General features: G+C 61.1%; 26 protein-coding genes and 1 tRNA gene. 13 read left to right on the forward strand and 14 right to left on the reverse strand.

Going from position 1 to position 20,600, the window contains the following annotated elements:
* Positions 1–81: 81 nt before the first annotated feature.
* The 6 genes from gorA to NP534_RS17125 form a co-directional block, all read right to left on the reverse strand.
* Positions 82–1,437, reverse strand: a complete 1,356-nt coding sequence (gorA, locus tag NP534_RS17100; protein WP_274099481.1) for a glutathione-disulfide reductase — start codon at positions 1,435–1,437, stop codon at positions 82–84.
* 97 nt (positions 1,438–1,534) lie between these two features.
* Positions 1,535–2,374: a UTP--glucose-1-phosphate uridylyltransferase GalU gene (gene galU, locus NP534_RS17105; RefSeq protein WP_033696852.1), complete on the reverse strand. Its 840-nt coding sequence runs from the start codon at positions 2,372–2,374 to the stop codon at positions 1,535–1,537.
* Positions 2,375–2,422: 48 nt separating this feature from the next.
* Positions 2,423–3,784, reverse strand: a complete 1,362-nt coding sequence (locus NP534_RS17110; RefSeq protein WP_274099482.1) for a UDP-glucose dehydrogenase family protein — start codon at positions 3,782–3,784, stop codon at positions 2,423–2,425.
* Positions 3,785–3,886: 102 nt separating this feature from the next.
* Positions 3,887–4,801: a c-type cytochrome gene (locus NP534_RS17115; RefSeq protein ID WP_274099483.1), complete on the reverse strand. Its 915-nt coding sequence runs from the start codon at positions 4,799–4,801 to the stop codon at positions 3,887–3,889.
* Entirely contained in the window at positions 4,798–5,448 is a 651-nt protein-coding gene (locus NP534_RS17120; RefSeq protein ID WP_274099484.1) for a c-type cytochrome, read from the reverse strand. The genes NP534_RS17115 and NP534_RS17120 overlap by 4 nt, the downstream gene beginning before the upstream one ends.
* A 144-nt stretch (positions 5,449–5,592) precedes the next feature.
* Positions 5,593–5,952 carry a hypothetical protein gene (locus NP534_RS17125; RefSeq protein ID WP_033696847.1) on the reverse strand — a complete coding sequence of 120 codons (360 nt, stop codon included), beginning with the start codon at positions 5,950–5,952 and terminating at the stop codon, positions 5,593–5,595.
* A gap of 161 nt (positions 5,953–6,113) precedes the next feature.
* Here NP534_RS17125 and NP534_RS17130 point away from each other — a divergent pair, with 161 nt between their 5' ends.
* The 8 genes from NP534_RS17130 (at position 6,114) to csrA (ending at position 11,893) form a co-directional block, all read left to right on the forward strand.
* A complete protein-coding gene (locus tag NP534_RS17130) occupies positions 6,114–6,416 on the forward strand; it encodes a DUF1883 domain-containing protein (RefSeq protein ID WP_033696846.1) in 303 nt (100 codons plus the stop codon).
* Positions 6,417–6,423: 7 nt separating this feature from the next.
* The gene (locus tag NP534_RS17135; RefSeq protein WP_274099485.1) at positions 6,424–6,594 is read left to right on the forward strand and encodes a hypothetical protein; all 171 of its coding nucleotides are present in this window, start codon (positions 6,424–6,426) and stop codon (positions 6,592–6,594) included.
* 51 nt (positions 6,595–6,645) lie between these two features.
* Positions 6,646–7,722 (forward strand): NAD(P)H-dependent flavin oxidoreductase, encoded by a 1,077-nt coding sequence (locus NP534_RS17140; RefSeq protein WP_274099486.1) that lies wholly within the window; start codon positions 6,646–6,648, stop codon positions 7,720–7,722.
* A gap of 108 nt (positions 7,723–7,830) precedes the next feature.
* Entirely contained in the window at positions 7,831–8,589 is a 759-nt protein-coding gene (gene modA, locus NP534_RS17145; RefSeq protein WP_274099487.1) for a molybdate ABC transporter substrate-binding protein, read from the forward strand.
* A complete protein-coding gene (gene modB, locus NP534_RS17150) occupies positions 8,589–9,269 on the forward strand; it encodes a molybdate ABC transporter permease subunit (RefSeq protein WP_274099488.1) in 681 nt (226 codons plus the stop codon). Before modA ends, modB begins: the two co-directional genes overlap by 1 nt.
* 1 nt (position 9,270) lies before the next feature.
* The gene (gene modC / locus NP534_RS17155; RefSeq protein ID WP_274099489.1) at positions 9,271–10,362 is read left to right on the forward strand and encodes a molybdenum ABC transporter ATP-binding protein; all 1,092 of its coding nucleotides are present in this window, start codon (positions 9,271–9,273) and stop codon (positions 10,360–10,362) included.
* 57 nt (positions 10,363–10,419) lie between these two features.
* Complete coding sequence (locus NP534_RS17160) at positions 10,420–11,442, forward strand: DNA topoisomerase IB (protein ID WP_033696839.1); 1,023 nt, start codon at positions 10,420–10,422, stop codon at positions 11,440–11,442.
* A gap of 253 nt (positions 11,443–11,695) precedes the next feature.
* Entirely contained in the window at positions 11,696–11,893 is a 198-nt protein-coding gene (csrA, locus tag NP534_RS17165) for a carbon storage regulator CsrA (protein ID WP_023381281.1), read from the forward strand.
* Positions 11,894–11,938: 45 nt separating this feature from the next.
* On the opposite strand, the gene NP534_RS17170 is transcribed toward csrA, so the two are convergent.
* The 4 genes from NP534_RS17170 to NP534_RS17185 form a co-directional block, all read right to left on the reverse strand.
* Positions 11,939–12,301, reverse strand: coding sequence for a response regulator (locus NP534_RS17170; protein WP_186660081.1), 363 nt, complete (start codon positions 12,299–12,301; stop codon positions 11,939–11,941).
* Positions 12,302–12,312: 11 nt separating this feature from the next.
* On the reverse strand, positions 12,313–13,758 hold the full coding sequence (locus NP534_RS17175; RefSeq protein ID WP_274099490.1) for an ATPase domain-containing protein: 1,446 nt from the start codon (positions 13,756–13,758) through the stop codon (positions 12,313–12,315).
* 5 nt (positions 13,759–13,763) lie between these two features.
* Positions 13,764–14,924: a two-component system sensor histidine kinase NtrB gene (locus tag NP534_RS17180; protein ID WP_274099491.1), complete on the reverse strand. Its 1,161-nt coding sequence runs from the start codon at positions 14,922–14,924 to the stop codon at positions 13,764–13,766.
* An 83-nt stretch (positions 14,925–15,007) separates the two neighbouring features.
* Positions 15,008–15,292: a hypothetical protein gene (locus NP534_RS17185; RefSeq protein WP_186663839.1), complete on the reverse strand. Its 285-nt coding sequence runs from the start codon at positions 15,290–15,292 to the stop codon at positions 15,008–15,010.
* Positions 15,293–15,507: 215 nt separating this feature from the next.
* Here NP534_RS17185 and NP534_RS17190 point away from each other — a divergent pair.
* Positions 15,508–15,592, forward strand: a tRNA-Leu gene (locus NP534_RS17190).
* Between the two features lie 103 nt (positions 15,593–15,695).
* Positions 15,696–16,109 (forward strand): DoxX family protein, encoded by a 414-nt coding sequence (locus NP534_RS17195; protein ID WP_033696831.1) that lies wholly within the window; start codon positions 15,696–15,698, stop codon positions 16,107–16,109.
* Position 16,110: 1 nt separating this feature from the next.
* Here NP534_RS17195 and NP534_RS17200 read toward each other — a convergent pair whose 3' ends face one another.
* On the reverse strand, positions 16,111–16,308 hold the full coding sequence (locus tag NP534_RS17200; protein WP_274099492.1) for a hypothetical protein: 198 nt from the start codon (positions 16,306–16,308) through the stop codon (positions 16,111–16,113).
* Positions 16,309–16,751: 443 nt separating this feature from the next.
* Between NP534_RS17200 and NP534_RS17205 the strand changes: the two genes are divergently transcribed.
* Positions 16,752–17,093 (forward strand): hypothetical protein, encoded by a 342-nt coding sequence (locus NP534_RS17205; protein WP_274099493.1) that lies wholly within the window; start codon positions 16,752–16,754, stop codon positions 17,091–17,093.
* Between the two features lie 58 nt (positions 17,094–17,151).
* Here the strand turns inward: NP534_RS17205 and NP534_RS26720 are convergent, their stop codons facing one another.
* Positions 17,152–17,325 (reverse strand): hypothetical protein, encoded by a 174-nt coding sequence (locus tag NP534_RS26720; RefSeq protein ID WP_337994324.1) that lies wholly within the window; start codon positions 17,323–17,325, stop codon positions 17,152–17,154.
* A gap of 110 nt (positions 17,326–17,435) precedes the next feature.
* Positions 17,436–17,660: a hypothetical protein gene (locus NP534_RS17210; protein ID WP_274099494.1), complete on the reverse strand. Its 225-nt coding sequence runs from the start codon at positions 17,658–17,660 to the stop codon at positions 17,436–17,438.
* Between the two features lie 160 nt (positions 17,661–17,820).
* Here NP534_RS17210 and NP534_RS17215 point away from each other — a divergent pair, with 160 nt between their 5' ends.
* Together NP534_RS17215 and NP534_RS17220 are read left to right on the forward strand one after the other, a co-directional pair.
* On the forward strand, positions 17,821–18,030 hold the full coding sequence (locus NP534_RS17215; protein WP_274099495.1) for a DUF6434 domain-containing protein: 210 nt from the start codon (positions 17,821–17,823) through the stop codon (positions 18,028–18,030).
* A 223-nt stretch (positions 18,031–18,253) separates the two neighbouring features.
* On the forward strand, positions 18,254–20,224 hold the full coding sequence (locus NP534_RS17220; protein WP_274099496.1) for an acyltransferase family protein: 1,971 nt from the start codon (positions 18,254–18,256) through the stop codon (positions 20,222–20,224).
* 90 nt (positions 20,225–20,314) lie between these two features.
* On the opposite strand, the gene NP534_RS17225 is transcribed toward NP534_RS17220, so the two are convergent.
* The coding region (locus NP534_RS17225) for a hypothetical protein (RefSeq protein WP_274099497.1) at positions 20,315–20,600 on the reverse strand (286 nt) is incomplete at its 5' end.

The following is a 20,600-nucleotide window of genomic DNA, read 5'->3' on the forward strand; positions in this document are numbered from 1 at the left end:
CGGCGTCGAAACACAGATCCTGGGGCCGCTGCGCAGCCCTTTCGCGACGCAAGGCCGCTCCTACAAAGGCCAGAGGTGCTTTTAGCGGGTGACGGTGCGCATCGTGACGAATTCTTCGGCTGCGGTCGGGTGAACGCCGATGGTCTCGTCGAACTGCTGCTTGGTCGCGCCCGCCTTCAGCGCAATGCCCAGGCCCTGCACGATCTCGCCGGCATCCGGCCCGACCATGTGGCAGCCCAGCACCTTGTCGGTCTGGGCATCGACCACCAGCTTCATCAGGGTCTTTTCCTGGATGTCGGTCAAGGTCAGCTTCATGGCCCGGAAACGGCTCTCGAAGATCTGCACCTTATGGCCGGCCTCCAGCGCCTGTTCCTCGGTGAGGCCAACGGTGCCGATCGGCGGCTGGCTGAACACCGCAGTGGGGATGTTCTGGTAGTCCACCGGACGGTACTGTTCGGGCTTGAACAAACGCCGCGCAACGGCCATGCCTTCGGCCAGCGCCACTGGGGTGAGCTGCACGCGACCGATCACATCGCCAATGGCCAGAATCGACGGCGCTGTGGTCTGGTACTGCTCGTCGACGCGAATGTAGCCCCGTGCATCCAGCTCGACGCCCGTGTTCTCCAGGCCCAAATTGTCGAGCATCGGCCGCCGCCCGGTGGCGTAGAACACGCAGTCGGCAACCAGCTCGCGGCCATCCTTGAGGGTGGCCTTGAGGCTGCCGTCGTCCAACTGGTCGATGCGCTGGATATCGGCGTTGAACTGCAGATCGAGGCCGCGTTTCTCAAGCTCTTCCTTCAAGTGCGTGCGCACCGAACCGTCAAACCCGCGCAGGAACAGATCGCCCCGGTACAGCAAGCTGGTATCGGCACCCAGGCCCTGGAAGATGCCAGCGAACTCGACGGCAATGTAGCCACCGCCCACCACCAGCACGCGGCGCGGCAACGCCTTGAGGTAGAACGCTTCGTTGGAGGTGATGGCCAGTTCCTTGCCAGGGATGTCCGGCACCTGCGGCCAGCCGCCGGTGGCGATGAGGATGTGCTCGGCGGTATAGCGCTGGCCGTCGACTTCCACCTCGTTGGCGCCGGTCAGGCGTGCATGGCCCTGCAACAGGGTCACCCCGCTGTTGACCAGCAGGTTGCGGTAGATACCGTTGAGGCGCTCGATCTCCCGGTTTTTGTTGGCAATCAGGGTGCCCCAGTCGAAATGCCCTTCTTCCAGGGTCCAGCCGAAGCCTGCAGCCTGTTCCAGCTCGTCGGCGACATGCGCGCCATACACCAGCAGTTTTTTCGGCACGCAGCCGACGTTGACGCAGGTACCGCCCAGGTAGCGGCTTTCGGCTACCGCCACCTTCGCGCCGAAGCCCGCGGCAAAACGCGCTGCGCGCACACCGCCGGACCCGGCACCAATCACGAACAGATCAAAATCGTAGGCCATTTATTCAGTCTCCTAGGCTGGCGCCCAGCATACCGCCGTTGGCCGCCGCAAACAAAAAAGCCACCCCGAGGGGTGGCTTGCAGACCAGCGGGGCTTATCAGTAAGCCTTGCCAGTCTTGTAGTAGTTCTCGAAGCAGAAGTTGGTCGCGTCGATGTAGCCTTCGGCGCCACCGCAGTCGAAACGCTTGCCCTTGAACTTGTAGGCAATCACGCAGCCATCTTTGGCCTGCTGCAGCAGGGCGTCAGTGATCTGGATTTCGCCGCCTTTGCCAGGCTCGGTATTGGCGATGATATCGAAGATGTCCGGGGTCAGGATGTAGCGGCCGATGATCGCCAGGTTCGAAGGCGCGTCTTCCGGTGCAGGCTTTTCGACCATGTTGGTGACACGGTAGATGTCGTCGCGGATCATCTCACCGGCGATCACACCGTACTTGTTGGTTTCCTGCGGGTCGACTTCCTGGATGGCGACGATCGAGCAGCGGTACTGCTTGAACAGTTTGACCATCTGGGTCAGTACACCGTCACCTTCCGGGTTGACGCACAGGTCGTCAGCCAGCACCACCGCGAACGGTTCGTCACCGATCAGTGGGCGGCCGGTGAGGATCGCGTGGCCCAGGCCCTTCATTTCGGTCTGACGGGTGTAAGAGAAGGAGCACTCGTTGAGCAGACGACGGATACCGACCAGGTACTTTTCCTTGTCGGTGCCCTTGATCTGGTTTTCCAGCTCGTAGCTGATGTCGAAGTGGTCTTCCAGGGCACGCTTGCCACGGCCGGTCACAATGGAGATCTCGTTCAGGCCGGCATCCAGCGCTTCTTCAACGCCATACTGGATCAGTGGCTTGTTGACCACCGGCAGCATTTCCTTGGGCATGGCTTTGGTAGCGGGCAGGAAGCGGGTGCCGTAACCGGCGGCCGGGAACAAGCATTTCTTGATCATATACGTCCTTAAACAAAGGCTAGGCCTGTGGAATTCGGCGCAGTCTAATCAGGCGGCAGTCACCTTACAATGCCCCGCCTGAGGCCGACCGATGCCATGATAGAGATAACCCAGTGTAGATAGTTCCTGGGGATCGTAAATATTGCGCCCATCAAATAGCACTGGCATACGCATAAGCCCCCGCACACGCACGAAATCCGGCTGCCGAAACTGCTTCCATTCGGTCACCAGCACCAGGGCGTCTGCGCCCTCGACACAGGCGTAAGGGTCTTCGCTCAGGCGCAACTGACCATTGGTCACGGCCTGCGGATAACGCCCCTGCATGCCACCAAGTGCCACCGGGTCGCAGGCCTGTACCCGGGCCCCCGCCGCAAGCAACGCATCGATCAGCACCAGGCTGGGCGCCTCGCGAAGGTCGTCAGTGCCGGGTTTGAAGGCCAGCCCCCAGAGCGCGACGCTGCGCCCACGCATGAAGCCGCCAAAGTGCTGGTGCAACGCCTTGAACAGCAAGGTCTTCTGTTCGTCGTTGCGTGCCTGCACCGCCTGCAGAATCGCGGCCTGGTAGCCCTGCTGCTCGGCAGTGCGAAGCAGGGCCCGGACATCCTTGGGGAAGCACGAACCGCCGTAGCCACACCCGGCATAGATAAAATGGCTGCCGATGCGCCGATCACTGCCGATGCCCCGGCGCACCTGCTCGATGTCCACATCCAGCTGTACGCAAAGCCCGGCCAGCTCATTGATGAAGGAGATCTTGGTGGCCAGAAAGGCGTTGGCGGCGTATTTGCTGAACTCGGCGGCACGGGGCGCCATCAACAGGATGCGTTCGCGGTTACGCACAAAGGGTGCATACAGCCGCTGCAGGCACTGGCCGGCCGCCGCACTGTCGCTGCCGATGATGATGCGGTCGGGGCGCATGAAGTCATCGATGGCGCTGCCCTCCTTGAGAAACTCGGGGTTGCTCGCCACCTCGACAGCAAAGCCTGCGCCACGCGCGCGCAAACCGACTGCAATGTGCCGGGCCACCCGCTCTGCAGTACCCACCGGTACTGTCGACTTGTTCACCACCAGGCTTGGGCGTGTCAGGTGGCGCCCCAGGCTGTCGGCAACGCCCAGCACATGCTGCAGGTCGGCCGAGCCGTCCTCCTGGCTGGGCGTGCCCACGGCGATAAACACCACCTCGGCACTGGCCAGCGCCTGCTGCCAGTCATCGCTGAACAGCAGGCGGCCCGCCTGCATGCCGCTGTGCAAGAGCGCCGGCAGGCCTGGCTCGTGGATCGGGCTCTGGCCCTGGCGCAACTGCATCAAGCGCTGCGGATCACGCTCCAGGCAGGTCACCCGGTTGCCCATTTCGGCAAAACAGGCCGCCGTTACCAAGCCGACATACCCCGCCCCGATCACACAGAGTTCCATGGCCGCGCTCCTTGAGGATGATGGCGGTCATTCCAACCCGAAGGTGGTTGCAGGGCGGTGACGGGCAGATGACAAAAGAACGCGGCCGGCGCAGCAAACCCGTCAGCTACCCGTTCCCTGCCCGATCAACACCCCCTCGACTTGCTGGCCATACAGGTTCACCCCGTCATTGGCATGAAACTTCAGCCGCGTCTTCTCCACAGACCCCTCCACCAAGCGCGGGTCCTGCGGCCGTTCGTGGCGGTTGATCCACGCCGCCACATCCCAGGCCTGTTGATCGCTCAAGCTGCCCGGTTTACCCAGTGGCATGTTGTACTTGATGAAGGACGCTGCCGTGTTGATCCGGTGCATACCGGCCCCCCAGTTGTAGGAGTCCTTGCCCCACAGCGGCGGCATCACATACTCACCGGCCACCTTCTGCCCTTCGCCGTTGTCACCATGGCATATCGCACATTGCTCACGGTAAACCTGCTGTCCGCGCTTGAAGTCGTAGCCACCCTGGGGTTGCGCCACGTCCGGGTAGCCGCGACCCGCGATCTCGACGCCTGTGGGTGCCTTGGTCGACAACCAGTAGGCATACACCGACAGCGCCGTCATCTGCGGGCTGTCTGCCGCCGGTGGCTTGCCGTTCATGCTGAACTGGAAACACCCCTGGATGCGCTCGGCATAGGTGTTGACCTTGTCGTTTTTCTTGCGATAGGCCGGGTACATCGGGTACGCGCCCCACATCGGCGCGGAGTGTGCCAGCCGCCCCTGGTCGAGGTGGCAGTTGCTGCAGTTCAAACCGTTACCCACGGCTTCCGGCATCTTGCGTCGGGTATCGACAAACAAGGCATGGCCCTCGCGGACCATCTTGCCAAAGGCATTGTCCGGCAACTCGCTTTCGGCGGGCGGCACGAACTGCGGCGCGGCCTGCACGCCTGGCACCTTCAACTGCGACTGGTCTTCCATGGCGATCGTGGCCGCCTGGGCACTGCCCATGGCCAACAGCAGCGCGGCGGGAATCAAGGGCTTCATGGCGTGACCTCCTGGCTGGCGGGGCGGGCGAAGAACTCGGCAATGGCCTTGACCTCGTCATCGGTCATGGCCTTGGCCACGCCGACCATCAGTTGGTTGGGGTCATTGCTGCGGCTGCCGTCGCGCCAGGCATTGAGCTGCGCCATCAGGTAAGCCGCAGGCTGGCCTGCCAAGGGCGGAAAATGCTCACCTACACCACTGCCACCAGGGCCGTGGCATTGCACACAACCGGGTATCTGTCGCCCCCAATCACCGTACAGGGCCATGCGCGTGGTGGGGTCATCGGCAATCTGCTGGCGGCGCAGGTCAACCGCAGGCTCGGCCGGGAGGCTGGCCAGGTAGGCGCTGACTGCTTTGATCTCATCGTCGCTCAAGGCTTTCGCGAGCGGTTCCATGACCGGCTGCTTGCGGGTGCCATCACGCCAGTCGTGCAACTGTTTGCTCAGGTAGCCGGCGGGTAACCCGGCCAAACGGGGGAACCCAGCGGCGGCAATGCCCTTGCCGTCTGGCCCATGGCAACCTAGGCAGGCCATGGCGGCGGGGTTCGCCCCGCCCTGGGTGAAGATTTTCTGGCCATCGGCGGCATGCGCCGTGGGCCAGGCCAGGATCAGCAGGCTGCCGATCACGACTCGACTCAACGGTGTCATCACGAATCTCCATTTCTTTTGTTATAAGCTTAGGCTTAAAAAACATAAGCAAATGGATACTAGTCCCGTAAGGCAAATCGCAACAACGCCAGACTCGCCAAGCGAGGGTTATTGGCTTTTTAACCGCGAATCAATTGCGCCAGATCAATGGCCAGAAATGCACTGCGTCGTCGCCGTGCGCACGTCGCCCAGGCGCAGCGGGAAGTTGTTCAACCGCTCACGCAGTTTGATGCTGCTGCCGCTGCCACGCTTGTCGATATCGACCAGCGCCGCAGGCCCGGCCCCGGACGTCAGCTTCTGCGGCACGATCAGGCGCAGGCCATCGCCTCGCGGCTCCTCGACCAACGGATCACGGGTATCGGCCAGCTTCTGCTTGATGCAATCTGCGTATTCACGCGGCGTCTTGCCAGAGATCACATCCATTGTTTCGCGCGATTGTTCAAGCTCCGAAACGCTGACACAGCCACCCAGCGTCAGGGACAACGCCGCTACCATCCATTTCATTTGCAGCACCTCTGCCTTTCAAGAATCCCGTTCGACCACCGCCGGGCTATTTTGCTCCCTGCTTTGGCAGATTTATCTACGCCTGGCCAACAGGCGCGGCAGTGTAACGCTACATCGTGGTATCTTTCGCCTTTGCAGATCCAAACCTTGCGGAGCATCACATGAAATTCGTACACCAGCGCGAGCACCTGAACGAAGACGATATCGTCGTCATCGAGTGCTCCCAGCGCTGCAACATCCGCCTGATGAACGACGCCAACTTCCGCAGTTTCAAAAATGGCGGTCGGCACACCTACCATGGGGGTGCCTTTGACCAGTTCCCGGCAAAGATCACCGTGCCAAGTACCGGTTTCTGGAACATCACCCTCGATACCGTGACCACTCGCCCGATCTCGGTAACGCGCAAACCGACCTTGACCCACAAGATCAAGATCATCCGTCGCTCGTCGTCGAAACTCAGATAAGACCGCCATGACCCAGCCCATCAAGTACGTCATCAAATACAAACTCGACGGCGAGCGCCGCTTCGAATTCGCGTTCATGCCCGAGGCTTCCGTGGAGCAGGCCCTGCAAGCGCTGCAAAAGATCCACGGCGACGATGCCGTGAAGATCAGCGACATCCAGGTCAGCAAGGCCCTGTAAACGCCCTACGTGCACTGCCGTACCGATCACGCTGCCCGCAAGGAGAATCGCATGAGCCAGTGGCCTGACCGTCGCATCCTCGATCTGCTGGGCGTCGAGCTGCCCATTCTCCAGGCGCCGATGGCCGGTGCGACCGGCTCGGCCATGGCCATTGCCGTGGGCGCTGCGGGCGGCCTCGGTGCGCTGCCCTGCGCCATGCTCACCGCCGCGCAGATCGCTGAAGAGATCGCGGCATTTCGCGCCGCCTGCCCTGGGCGCCCGCTGAACCTGAACTTCTTCTGCCACCAGCCACCGCTGCCCGATGCCGAGCGCGATGCGCGCTGGAAGCAGGCCCTGAAGCCTTACTACAGCGAAGTGGGTGCCGACTTCCAGGCCCCCACCCCGGTCTCCAACCGTGCGCCTTTCGATGAGCAAAGCTGCCAACTGGTCGAGCGACTGCGCCCTGAAGTGGTGAGTTTCCATTTCGGCCTGCCCGCGCCGCAGCTGCTGCAGAGGGTCAAGGCAACCGGCGCCAAGGTGCTGTCCAGCGCCACCACGGTGGCAGAAGCGGTGTGGCTGGAACGCCACGGCTGCGACGCGATCATCGCCATGGGCTATGAAGCCGGCGGCCATCGCGGCATGTTCCTCAGCGAAGACATCACCAGCCAGATTGGCACGTTCGCCCTGGTGCCGCAGATTGCCGATGCGGTCAAGGTGCCGGTGATTGCAGCCGGCGGCATCGGCGACCACCGCGGCCTGGTCGCGGCCCTGGCCCTCGGCGCGTCGGCCGTGCAGATCGGCACGGCCTACCTGTTCTGCCCTGAGGCCAAGGTTTCTGCCGCTCACCGCCACGCTCTGGACACCGCGCCGGCCAGCGAAACCGCACTGACCAACCTGTTCACCGGCCGCCCGGCGCGGGGCATCATCAACCGCGTCATGCGCGAGCTGGGGCCGATGAGCGAGCTGGCACCGCGCTTTCCGCTGGCGGGTGGTGCGCTGATGCCACTGCGCGCAATCACCGACCCTCAGGGCAACAGCGACTTCAGCAACCTCTGGTCGGGCCAGGCCCTGCGCCTGGGACGGCACCTGCCGGCAGGTGAGCTGACCCGGGATATCGCCGACAAGGCCCTGCAACAGGTCGGGCGCTGAACACGGTGGGTGAACGCCTGCAACACAGTTACCTCTAGGCCTCTTCCCGGCCAATGGCCTATCGCTATATAGTTCACGCTATAACGATAACCCCAAGGAGCTGTCTTCATGCGTATCCGCCCACTGCACCTGGCCGCCACTGCACTGGCCAGCCTGATCTGCCTCAACACTGCCTTGGCCGACGAGGTCCAGGTCGCGGTCGCAGCCAACTTCACAGCACCGATCCAGGCCATCGCCAAGGACTTCGAGAAAGACACCGGCCACAAGCTGGTCGCAGCCTACGGTGCCACCGGGCAGTTCTACGCACAGATCAAGAACGGTGCGCCGTTCGAAGTGTTCCTCGCCGCCGATGACAGCACCCCAGCCAAGCTCGAGCAAGAAAACGAAATCGTACCCGGTTCGCGTTTCACCTACGCCATCGGCACCCTGGCCCTGTGGTCGGCGAAGGAAGGTTACGTGGACGCTAAGGGTGAAGTGCTGAAAAAGAACGCCTACAAGCACCTGTCCATCGCCAACCCTAAAGCCGCCCCTTACGGCCTGGCCGCGACGCAGGTGCTGGACAAACTGAACCTGACCGAGGCCACCAAGGGCAAGATCGTCGAAGGCCAGAACATCACCCAGGCCTTCCAGTTCGTATCCACCGGCAATGCCGAGCTGGGCTTCGTTGCCCTGTCGCAGATCTACAAGGACGGCAAGGTAACCAGCGGCTCGGCCTGGATGGTGCCGTCCGCGCTGCACGACCCCATCCGCCAGGACGCCGTGATCCTCAACAAGGGCAAAGACAATGCCGCCGCCAAGGCGCTGGTCGAGTACCTGAAGGGCCCGAAAGCCGCAGCGGTGATCAAGTCCTACGGTTATGAAATCTGATGCCACTGGACGCCAGTGACCTGGGGGCAATCTGGCTGACCATCAAACTGGCCAGCTTGACCACCCTGATTCTGCTGGTCCTCGGTACGCCCATCGCCTGGTGGCTGGCGCGCACGCGTTCGTGGTTACGCGGGCCGGTGGGCGCCGTGGTGGCGTTGCCGCTGGTGCTGCCACCGACGGTGATCGGCTTTTACCTGCTGATCGCCCTCGGCCCGCACGGTTGGCTCGGCCAGGCTACCCAGGCGCTAGGCCTGGGTAGCGTGGTGTTCAGCTTCACGGGGTTGGTGATCGGCTCGGTGATCTACTCCATGCCGTTTGTTGTGCAGCCGCTGCAAAATGCCTTTGGCGCTATCGGCCAACGGCCACTGGAAGTTGCAGCCACCCTGCGTGCCAGCCCCTGGGACACCTTCGTTCATGTGGTATTGCCGCTGGCCCGCCCCGGCTTCGTCACCGCGAGCATCCTGGGTTTCGCCCATACCGTGGGCGAGTTTGGCGTGGTGCTGATGATTGGCGGCAACATCCCCGACAAGACCCGCGTGGTCTCGGTGCAGATCTTCGATCACGTCGAGGCCATGGAATATTCGCAAGCCCACTGGCTGGCCGGTGCCATGCTGGTGTTCTCGTTCCTGGTGCTGCTATTGCTATACGCTGGGCGCCGCGGCAAGGCTGGCTGGAGCTGAAATGACTGGATCGATTGTGGCGCGCCTGGCGTTGGCGCGCGACGACTTTACCCTGGATGTCGACCTGCTGCTGCCAGGGCGCGGTATCAGCGCGCTGTTCGGCCATTCCGGCTCGGGCAAGACGTCGTGCCTGCGTTGCCTGGCGGGGCTGGAGCGGGCTGCCAGCGCGTATATCGAGGTCAACGGCGAGGTCTGGGAAGACAGCGCGCGCGGCTATTTCCAGGCGCCGCATCTGCGACCGGTGGGCTACGTATTCCAGGAAGCCAGCCTGTTCCCGCACCTCTCGGTACGCGGCAACCTGGAGTTCGGCTGGCGGCGAATTGCGCCGGGCAAGCGCAAGGTCAGCCTCGATCAGGCCTGCCAACTGTTGGGCATCGGCCACCTGCTGGCACGCCGGCCGGCCACCTTGTCCGGCGGCGAGGCCCAGCGCGTCGGCATTGCCCGTGCGCTGCTCAGCAGCCCACGGCTGTTGCTGATGGACGAGCCACTGGCGGCCCTCGACGGGCCGCGCAAGCGCGAGATTCTGCCGTACCTGGAGCGCCTGCATGACGAACTGGACATCCCGCTGGTGTATGTCAGCCACGCCCAGGACGAAGTGGCGCGGCTGGCAGACCACCTGGTGTTGCTGGAGCAAGGCCAGGCCGTGGCCAGCGGCCCGATCGGCGAAACGCTGGCGCGCCTCGACCTTTCATTGGCCCAGGGCGAGGACGCCGGGGTGGTGTTCGAAGGCCTGGTGGTCGGTCATGACCCTCATTACGATCTGCTCGACCTACGCCTGCCCGGCAGTAGCGCGCCACTCTTGCGCATCGCCCACCCTGCGCATGTCATGGGCAGTACCCTGCGGGTCAAGGTTCAGGCCCGCGATGTAAGCCTGGCCCTGGCCGCAGACAGCGCCTCGAGCATCCTCAATCGGTTGCCGGTGCGGGTGCGTGAAAGCCGCCCGGCAGACAACCCGGCCCATGTCCTGGTCAGCCTGGATGCCGGCGGCAATGCCTTGCTGGCGCGTATCACTCGCTATTCGGCAGACCAGTTGGGCCTGCACCCGGGCCAGGCACTGTTTGCCCAGATCAAGTCGGTGGCATTGTTGGGCTGAGCAACCACCACGCGGCCGTTGTCCATTGATCAGTGACCTGATCGAGGCCTGCCGCCAATGCTCGACTGCCCCCTGCCCCGCACCTTGCATTACGTTGACGACAGCCAACCGGGCCTGAGCCGGCGGCGCTGGCGCGACCGCTTCATCTACTTTGACGCCGAGGGGCAACGGGTGCGCGACGCCGACACCCTCGCGCGCATCGCCGCGCTGGTGATTCCGCCGGCGTACAGCGAAGTGTGGATCTGCGCCGACCCGCAGGGTCACCTGCAAGCCACTGGCCGCGACGCCCGTGGCCGCAAGCAGTACCGCTACCATGAGCAATGGCGCGAACTGCGTGACCAGCACAAATACGGGCGCATGCTGGCCTTTGCTCAGGCACTGCCGAAACTGCGCCTGCAACTGGAAACGCACCTGGCCCGCCCGGGCCTGGACCGGGAAAAGGTCATGGCACTGGTGGTGAGCCTGCTGGACCACACCCTGATCCGCATCGGCAACCAGCGTTACCTGCGCGACAACCAGTCATACGGGCTGACCACACTGCGCAACCGCCACGTCAAGGTGCAAGGCGGCACCATCCGCTTCCAGTTCCGCGGCAAGCGCGGCGTCGAGCACGACGTCACCTTGCATGACCGGCGCCTGGCAAACCTGCTCAAGCGTTGCATGGAGCTGCCGGGCCAGGCGCTGTTCCAGTACCTGGACGAAGACGGCCAACGCCGCAGCGTCGGCTCCAGCGAGATCAACCAGTTTTTGCAGGAACTCACTGGCGCCGACTTCACCGCCAAGGACTACCGCACCTGGGCCGGCAGCAGCCTGGCGCTGGACCTGCTCAGGCCGCTGGCATGGGAGCCGGAAAGCGAAGCGAAGCGCCAGGTCGCGGCCATCGTCAAACAGGTCGCCACACGCCTGGGAAATACCCCGGCCGTGTGCCGACGCTGCTACATCCACCCGGCGGTGCTGGAACACTTTGCCCTCGGGCGGCTGGCCAGTTTGCCGCGCAAGCGTAACCGCAAGGGCCTGGACCCGGAGGAAGTCGCGTTGCTGTTATTTCTTCAGGCACTAGAGGAACAGTACGATCATTGACACTGTCTATTTAGGCCATGATGCAGAGAAATTTCCCATACGGGCTGAACCCCCCTATTCTTGCCACCGAGCACCTTCGCCGACAATCCGCTTGCGGTAACTATCGGCGCCTGCAACTGAAGACACGCAACAGAATTTGTCTGTCGGGGAATTCCTATCCGCCGAAAGCGTCTTTAATGAGAAGGAAGAGGGACTGGCTCCCACCGCCGCGGCAAATAGCCCGACGGATTTCAACATTACCAAGGAGAACTACATGCTGATACTCACCCGTAAGGTTGGCGAAAGCATCGTCATCAACGATGACATCAAAGTCACCATTCTGGGCGTCAAAGGGATGCAGGTGAGGATTGGTATCGACGCACCGAAAGATGTCCAGGTGCACCGCGAAGAGATCTTCAAGCGTATCCAGGCTGGCAACCCGGCCCCGGAAAAACACGACGACTCGCACTGAGCGGCCCCGCCTCAAGCCGCACGGACGCGCTTGATCGACTGTGCCTCAGGTGCCCAGCAGTTCGCGCACCTTGGCGATCATCCTGTCCATATCGAAGGGTTTGTCGAATACCGCGGCGAACAGTTCCGGGCACCCGTGGCTGGCCTGGCTAACCTGGCCACCGCTCATCAAGATGACCGGCAGGTCGCTCAGGTGCAGCTCATCGCGCATCGAGCGCACCAGCTCTTCGCCATTGAGCAGGGGCATCATGTAGTCGGTGATCACCAGCTCGACGCGTTTTTCCTTGAGCGCTTCCAGGGCCTTGAGGCCATTGCTCGCCTTCTCCACCAGATAACCTTCATCCTCCAGGGCGAAGCCGAGGATGTCGGCGATCAGGTATTCGTCATCGACGATCAGAATGGTGTTCATCAGAGGGCCCGTCACCCGCTCCCTTGCGGCACAGGGGTCCCGGAGAGCACGCCGCTGGCGCCCTCGAAGGCCTTGCGCAAGGTGATGCCCTGGGGGCCGAGCAGCAGCTCGTGCAACGCAGGGTCATGGTGGCTGTCACGCACCTTGAGGATCGACAGCATGCGCCGCAGCTGCGACTGCTGCTCGACGAAGCGCATCAACATCAGGTTGTCGACGATGCTCGAAAGGTCCGCTGCTGGCGCAGTGATTTCCGACCCGAAGATGTCACGCATTTCCCAGGTCAACAGCACACTGACTTCACGTGCTCGCAGCTCAGCAGTCAAGGCGCGGAAAAACGCGTTGAGCCGCGCCGGGTCGATCGCCAGGCGGCTGAAGGCACCCAGGCTGTCGATCACCACACGCTTGCTGCCTTGCGCCTCGACACGTTCGAGCAAGCGCGCGCCAACCTGGTCCAGTAAACCCTCCGTGGTGGGCTGCCAGCACAACTGCAGGGCACCTTCACGCTCAAGTGCGGCAAAATCGTAGCCTAGCGACGCCGCTTTGAGGCGCAAGCGTTGGGGCGTTTCGTAGAAGCCGAAGTGCACCCCTGGCGCCTGCGCGGTACACGCGCCCAGAAATGCCAGGCCCAGGGATGTCTTGCCGATACCGGACGGCCCCATCAACAGGCTGGCCGAGCCTGCGGCCAGCCCGCCACCGCACATTTCATCCAGGCTCATGATGCCAGAAGTGACACGGCTCAGCGTGGCGTTGCCTGTCTGGCTGGGGTGACCGAGCAGCGACTCCAGCCGCGGAAACACATGCATGCCCGCTTCATCGATCTGGCATTCGTGGCGGCCCGACAAGGCTGCGCTGCCACGCGTCTTGCGCAACTGAATGTGGCGTACGGCACGGCTGCCGACCAGTTGCTCGCCCAGCTCGATCACCCCATCGACCATCGTGTGTTCCGGGCTGCCTTCGTCCAGCCGTGCACTGGTCAACAGCAACACGGTGCAGCCGGCAAAGGCTGCGTGGCCTTGCAGTTCCGAGACGAATTTTTTCGTGTCCAGGTGCGTCTGCGCACGCACGCGGGCATTGAGCACCCCGTCCACGATTAGCAGGCTGGCCTGCTGGCGGCCGATCTCCTGGCGCAGCAACTTGACCACGGCATCGAGCCCTTCCTGCTCGAGGGCGTCGAAGGCACTGACGAACTGGATCTGGTCGCCGACCAGGCTCGGGTCGAAAAAATCAAGGGTGCCCAGGTACTGGAACAGCCGCTCGTGAGATTCACTGAGCAGCGTCGCCACCAGCACCCTTCCACCCGCCTGCACGTGGTAACAGGCCAACTGATTCGCCAGGATGGTTTTACCCGCGCCAGGTGGGCCTTGAATGACGTAGGACGCCCCCGCCACCAGCCCACCCCTGAGCAGCGCATCGAGCCCCTCGATCCCCGTCACCAGCCGCTTGAGTGCCTGTGCCATGGTTTCTACCTGTCGAGTTGGCGATCTGCTTGTGGGTCAGACGTGGGTAAATAAAGACGCATGCAGGTGCCCTTGCCGAGCACGCTGTCGACGCTGATGGCGCCATTGCTCTGCTTGGCGAAGCCATAGACCTGGCTGAGCCCCAGGCCGGTGCCCTTGCCGAATGCCTTGGTGGTGAAGAACGGCTCGAAAATGCGTGGCAGCACGTCAGGGGCGATCCCGCTTCCGCTGTCCTGCACCTCGAAGCACACGAAGCTGCCATGCAACCCCTCCAATTCACCGGCTAGCTCTACAACCTTGGCCGCCATACGGATATGGCCACTGCCCTCGATGGCATCGCGGGCATTGAACAATAGGTTCAGCAGCACCATCTGCAACTGCCCCGCATCCACTTCTATCGATGGCAGGTTCGGTGACAGGTGATGCTCCAGATCAATGTCGCTGGGCAGCGAATGCTCCAGCAGCCCACGGGTAGCGGTGATCAACTCCAGGGGCGCAATGCGAGTGACAGCGAGTTTGCGGTGGCGGGCAAAACTGAGCAGTTGCTGGGTCAGTTCGGTACCCCGTTGCCCGGCGTCGACAATGTGTTGCAGCATTCGCTGGATACGCGCCGGATCCTGAGCGTTCATGGCCAGCCGTGCCGAACTCAGGATAATGGTCAGCATGTTGTTGAAATCATGCGCCAGCCCACCGGTCAGTTGACCAAGGGCTTCGAGCTTCTGCGCCTGGAACAGCTGGGCACGCACAGCATCGAGCTGCAGCGCAGAATCGCGCCGGTCAGTGATATCCCGGGTAACCTTGGCCAGGCCGACGATCTGCCCAAGATCGTCACGGATCACGTCCAGCGCGGCCAGCGCCCAGAATTGCGAGCCGTCCTTGCGCACGCGCCAGCCCTCATCCTGCGCCACCCCCTGTTCCAGCGCTTGACGCAGCAGGCGTTCGGGGCGCCCTTCGGCACAATCCTGAGGGGTGAAGAACAACGAGAAATGCCGACCGACCACTTCATCGGCGCGGTAGCCCTTGATCCGTTCGGCGCCAGCGTTCCAGGAAACCACGCGCCCATCCGGGTCGAGCATGTAGATGGCGTAGTCCACCACCGACTGAACCAGCTGTTCATAGCGGTGAGCGGGCATGACGGGGTGATCGAGGCAATCAGCTGAAACCATGCAAACTCCACAGGCACAGCGGGAGGGAGAAAATAGGCCTAACCAGCAGTGTCACCCTGCGTTCGCCCTGTGGCAACTGATTGTCAGCGGTCACGGTCGACCAGTACAGGGCTCACTCGCCGCGGCAGCGCCACCTTGAGCAGCCACAGGCCCACCAGCAGAATGCCGCCGCCGCCCGCCAAAGCCATCATGCGTTGGGGTTGCGGGTGCTCGGCGTCGAACCCTAGCATCAGCAAATAACCGCCGAGGCTGATGAGGCTCACATAGAGAAACGCCCCCAGCAGTGTCACCAGGGCGAACAACAGACGCCATATAAACCGCGGGCGCACCACACGACCACTAGCATCGGACGAACTGGCCCGAGTCATCGATTCACAACCATTGGATCCAAATGAGGGGGCAACACTGGCGTAATGACAGCAAGGTGTCAATCACCCATTCGAGCACCCCTTCACACCCTTGATCATAGGTGCTGCGGTTGACTCAACTATAACAATGGGTTATAAAGCGCGCTTGAATGTAAGGCACTTCTACTTAAAAGCATTGACTTAGAAGCATGCCGGTCGCTCAGACCCATTCAAGTGCGAGTGTGGTGGAATTGGTATACACAGCAGACTTAAAATCTGTCGGCGTGAGCCTTGCGGGTTCGAGTCCCGCCACTCGCACCAAATTCCTTCGAAAAGGCGCCCTTGTGGCGCCTTTTTTCGTCCTGCGGAAATTCCCGGCGCAACTGCTAGAGTGGAGTTTGTCCCCGTCCACTGGAACGCCGCCATGCGCTACTCCCTGTTCGATGGTCAACGCGACGTCATCATCCTGATTGCCCGCATACTGTTGATGATTCTGTTTGTTGTATCCGGCTGGGCCAAACTGACCGGTTTTGAAGGTACGGTCAGCTACATGACCTCACTAGGCGCACCTGCCCCAATGCTTGCCGCAGCAGTTGCGGTGGTGATGGAGTTCTTTGTCGCCATCGTGCTGATTCTGGGGTTCTATACCCGCCCACTGGCCTTTCTGTTCGCACTCTTCGTGCTGGGCACCGCGCTGATCGGCCATCCATTCTGGAACATGGTCGACCCCGAACGCAGCGCCAACATGACTCAGTTCTTGAAAAACCTGAGCATCATTGGCGGCTTGCTGTTGCTGGCAGTGAGCGGCCCCGGGCGTTTCTCGCTGGACCGCCGTTGACTCAATCGTCTTCGCAGTCGTCGTACCAGGCTGGGTGGTCACGGTCCTCGTCATCGAGGTCATCCAGCGTTTCCTCATCTTCTTCTACTTCGTCTAGCACGCCCTGGGCGTCAGCCTCGTGCTCGATGTCGTCGTAGAGGAATTCGTGGTCGAGCAGGTGGTCATGCTCGGGTTCGTGCAGGTCGTCTTCGTCGCGCATGCTGGCTCCTGGATTGGCGGGAGGCCTATATAGGCTGAACAGTGGGCAAGGTCAATGGATGGCCGCTTAATGCTGGGTTAACCGGGCGCGGGCAGTCTGCAGGCTCTCCCTTCAAGCGTTCCTTACCCGCCATTCAATGGCGGGTTTTTTTTGCGCGGGGGGTTTGTTAATGGCAGGGAAGCACCTGGCTTGAATACCCGCAGCAAACGACAGCCGTATGACACCCTCTTCACATATTATCGACAACCTGCTTGGCACACTGGCCTTGCTCCGTACGTTCTTTAGCCCGCCGATTGTCGGCGGGCTTTTCTTTTGTCGCTTGAAAATTGCCTGACCCCATGTTGGATCTAGCCCTTCCCTCGCGCCAACCACTAAGCGGCGTCACCCAGAAAACACGCTAAGCTCAGCTATCCGATGCCTTGGTAATCGGCGCTCCCACACGCTTGCCCATCGTCGCTCTGGCGATCCACACCGACGAGCCTATTTGGCTCAAAGAGGGTGTTCCAATGGCGACAATCGAGACAAAAGCGTTCGCTAGAGGGCTGCTGAAGGTTGAAAACGCTTGGCAGGCCTATGTCCTGTCGCGCAAGTCCACCCAGGGGCTTGCCGGCCTGGAGCTGATGGCCGCGCAGGCGGAGTGCGACCGCGACTTCATCAGGTTCCAAAATCAGAGCCAGCAGTTCTACGCCGAAGTGCGCAAGCGTATTGGCGACGCTGAGAAGCTGGAGGTGGACAGGGCGCTGTATCCTCAGCATTTCCCCACACGTCCATCAGCAGACAGCTGAAAGCCCACAAAAAAACCGGCCACTGGCCGGTTTTCCTTTAACGTCTCAAACGCAAGGCCTAGCCCTTCGAATTGGACCACCTGGCCGAAGGCTGCCTGGGGCCGACACGATCGGAAGCGCCAATACCGGAAGCCACCTCCTGGATGGATCCGCCTTTTGAGAGGAACGCTTTGATCTGCTCGTCGAGCCGCTGGTGGGCTTTGTGCGTGGGGGACTGATGGGAGGCATTCATGACTGAACCTCGATAGGGAAGTCACTGGAATGCAGCAACTCGTTTGTCACTATACGCCGCATCTGTCACTGACGGGGTGAATTCCCCTGCCCGCCCCCAGGTGCCGGCAGTTAAAGAGCCTCCATCCGCCGGTCACCGGAAGGCGGCGGCGCTTTCAAGATGTGGGAAAAGCTCCCGGTCAAGCCGAACCGAAGCTCTTTGGGCATCACGAAGGTGAAGTGGATCAGCCATGAGCCGTCGCCGAGCAACAACGTATCGCTTCGGTATCGTAGAACTTCCGCTTCGCTTATGCCGATCGCCACTGCGACTTCCTGATTGCTGGGCTTGCGATCCATTGAGGTGACCCCCTCCGACATTGCGCCGGGAAGCCATCGATACTCCTCCTCCGGCAACATAAGCGCTACTTAAAAATTTCAGAGGGTGCTTATACCGTCAGTGTTCTGCAGCACGAGCAGTGCTAGGCTACGGGCGACTTCGCCACCCAAGGAGCAGGGAATGAGTTTTGACTGGCACGCAGGGCCGATCACCCGTGCAACCCCGCTGGACAAGAACTACCGCAACACGCAGAAGGTCCGGCAGTTCATGGTCGGCGAGTGCGGCGATGGCTTCAAGTTCGATCGCACCTTCATGGCCTGGATCAAGAGCGGCGAGCCCGTAACACTGGGCGACGTTGCAGATGAATGGCTGCGTCGAAGGAAGCGATGACGGCAACACCGATTGATTAACTCATCCGCCATACTGTCTAGCCATTCGACACGATGCTGGAAAACGACTTGCCGATTGCAGGAAATGTCGCCTCGCCTCGCGATTTATGGAGATAGACAGGGCACATCCGTCGCCGATTTCACCAAGCACAAAATTGCCCGCGAATGCAGGCAAAAAGGTATCATCCGCCGTTTATTCAGCCCCCATGACAGGGAATTCAGAAATGCAAGGCAAACACTTGGCCTATCGACCGGACATAGACGGGCTCAGGGCTCTGGCCGTTTTGGCTGTCACAATTTTCCATTTCAACAAGCAATGGCTCCCTGGCGGCTTCGTCGGCGTTGACGTTTTTTTCGTCATTTCCGGCTTCCTGATCACAGGGATCATCTACGGAAAAGGGCCCAACTTCTCTTTCGCTGATTTTTACGGTCGCCGTGTTCGTCGGATCCTACCTGCAGCTGCGTTTGTAACAATCGTCACATTAATCGCTGGCTCGTTCTTACTCTTGCCTGCCGACGTCAAGTCTCTTTCGGAGTCGGCGATCGGCGCTACCCTTTCTGCAGCTAACATCTACTATTGGCTCTTCTTGGACACGGGTTACTTCGCCGCTTCGTCCGACACCGTGCCACTGCTGCATATGTGGTCGCTCGGCGTTGAAGAGCAGTTCTATCTGATATGGCCGGCGTTGATGATCATCGCCATGAAGGTCGGAGGTAAGCGCCTGCTGGTGGCAACGGGCGTCATTCTCGCTATCGGTTCCTTCGCGGTGAGTGAGTACTTCCTGGCTCGCGACCCCTCGTTCGCTTATTACATGCTGCCTTCCAGGGCAGGCGAACTTCTGGTCGGTGCTCTTCTGTTCCTGTGGCAGGACTCGCGACGCATCCCTGCCTCCGCTGCCAACGTGGCAGGTGCAGTGGGCCTGGCCATGGTTGCCGGATCGATTCTCTATCTTGACGAGAAGAATGGTTTCCCTGGCGTTCGGTCGATTATTCCGTCCCTGGGCGCGGCACTGCTGATCCTTTCAGGCACTAACCAAAGAAACCTTCTATCCAGAATTTTTGGGAACCCAGTCGCCCGTTATGTGGGGCTGCGTTCATTCTCGCTTTACCTCTGGCACTGGCCTGTTCTGGCGTTCTACCGTTACGCATACGGTGAGCCGACGCTGTCAGGTGGCATCGCCTGCGCACTGCTGATGTGCCTACTCACCCTCATCTCGTATCACCTGATAGAGACGCCTTTCAGGGCTCGCACTCCAATGTGGCTGATCACCAAGGCTGGGCCGATCATTGCGACCAGCGCGGGTGTGATGGTACTGGGATACGTCTTGGTGAAGAACAATGGTTATTGGCCAACCGCTGCAGGCGCCGCATACAAGAGAGAAATCTCTTTACACGACTACAACACGAAACCTGCGAGCCGGTTCCCATTCAACTGCCAGATGATGCAGTACGATCCGAAAAAATGGACCGAGGATCAGTGCGTCAATGGTGATAAGACAGTGCCTGCGCAAACACTGCTTTGGGGCGACTCAAACGCAGCGCATTACGTTGGGTATCTGAAGGCTGTAGGAGAAAACGCGCACTTCTCCATCCGAAATATCTCTCATTCGTCGTGCCCTCCGGTGCGGGATACGAAAGGCCTTCTTGGTCCGGATCGCGCCAAGTCCTGCAATGATTTCAATGAGCGAGCGTTCGCCGAGTCCAAGAACTATAGAACCGTAATCCTCGGAGCATCATGGGCAGCCTATGCCGTGAAAGGCGGGAAGGAGAAGTTCGCCGATACCATCGCTGAACTGGCCGGCAACCACAATCAGGTGATCATTGCCCTGAATGTCCCCGTATTCGTAGGCCTGGACCGCATGTGTACGGCAAAAGCCATTCGCATCCCAGGAATGAACTGTCCAGCAACCGCGATGACTCCCGATCAAGGCGAAAGCGAAGTCAACCTCTACCTCAAGGAACTCGCAAGCCAGTACGCCAACGTAACCACGTTCGATGTTCGGCCGCAAATCTGCAAAAACGGAACGTGCTCGGCTTACGACAAAGACACGCTTCTCTACTTTGACAGCGGCCACATCAGCATGGTCGGATCTGAGATCATTGGCCGCTCCGTAGTAGAATCCGGTCAAGTCCCCCAGCCTATCGCGGCCCTGGGGCAATCCGCTCGATCTGTTGGGCAACACGTCGAAGATTGAACGCATGAGCATTTAAACTGCCATCTCTGCAAGCCCGCCACCTCGGCGGGCTTGCACTGAAAAGGCGCTGGCAGCTTAAACCGGGCAACCTTAGGTGCGGGCCTCACAGCCAGTGCGGGTAGTGTCAATAATCAGATCACCTTCCACCCGGTAACCGATTGAACCCACCAGGAAAGAGTGATTGAGTTGGCTCATCACCACATCCGAAAGGCCCACGGCGCACTTATCCTTCTGGATAGCGTTATCCATCGCTGTCTTCATGTTAGGGATGCCCAGCGGAAAAATGATGACCGGGTAGTTGTCTTCCCCGGTTACACGCGCACCCTTCACGAATTTCGAAGAGTTGATGTTGTAATTCTTGGTGCTGGCAACAGTC

The sequence above is a fragment of the Pseudomonas sp. 39004 genome (assembly GCF_028682155.1).
In the GTDB taxonomy this organism is placed as follows: domain Bacteria; phylum Pseudomonadota; class Gammaproteobacteria; order Pseudomonadales; family Pseudomonadaceae; genus Aquipseudomonas; species Aquipseudomonas capeferrum.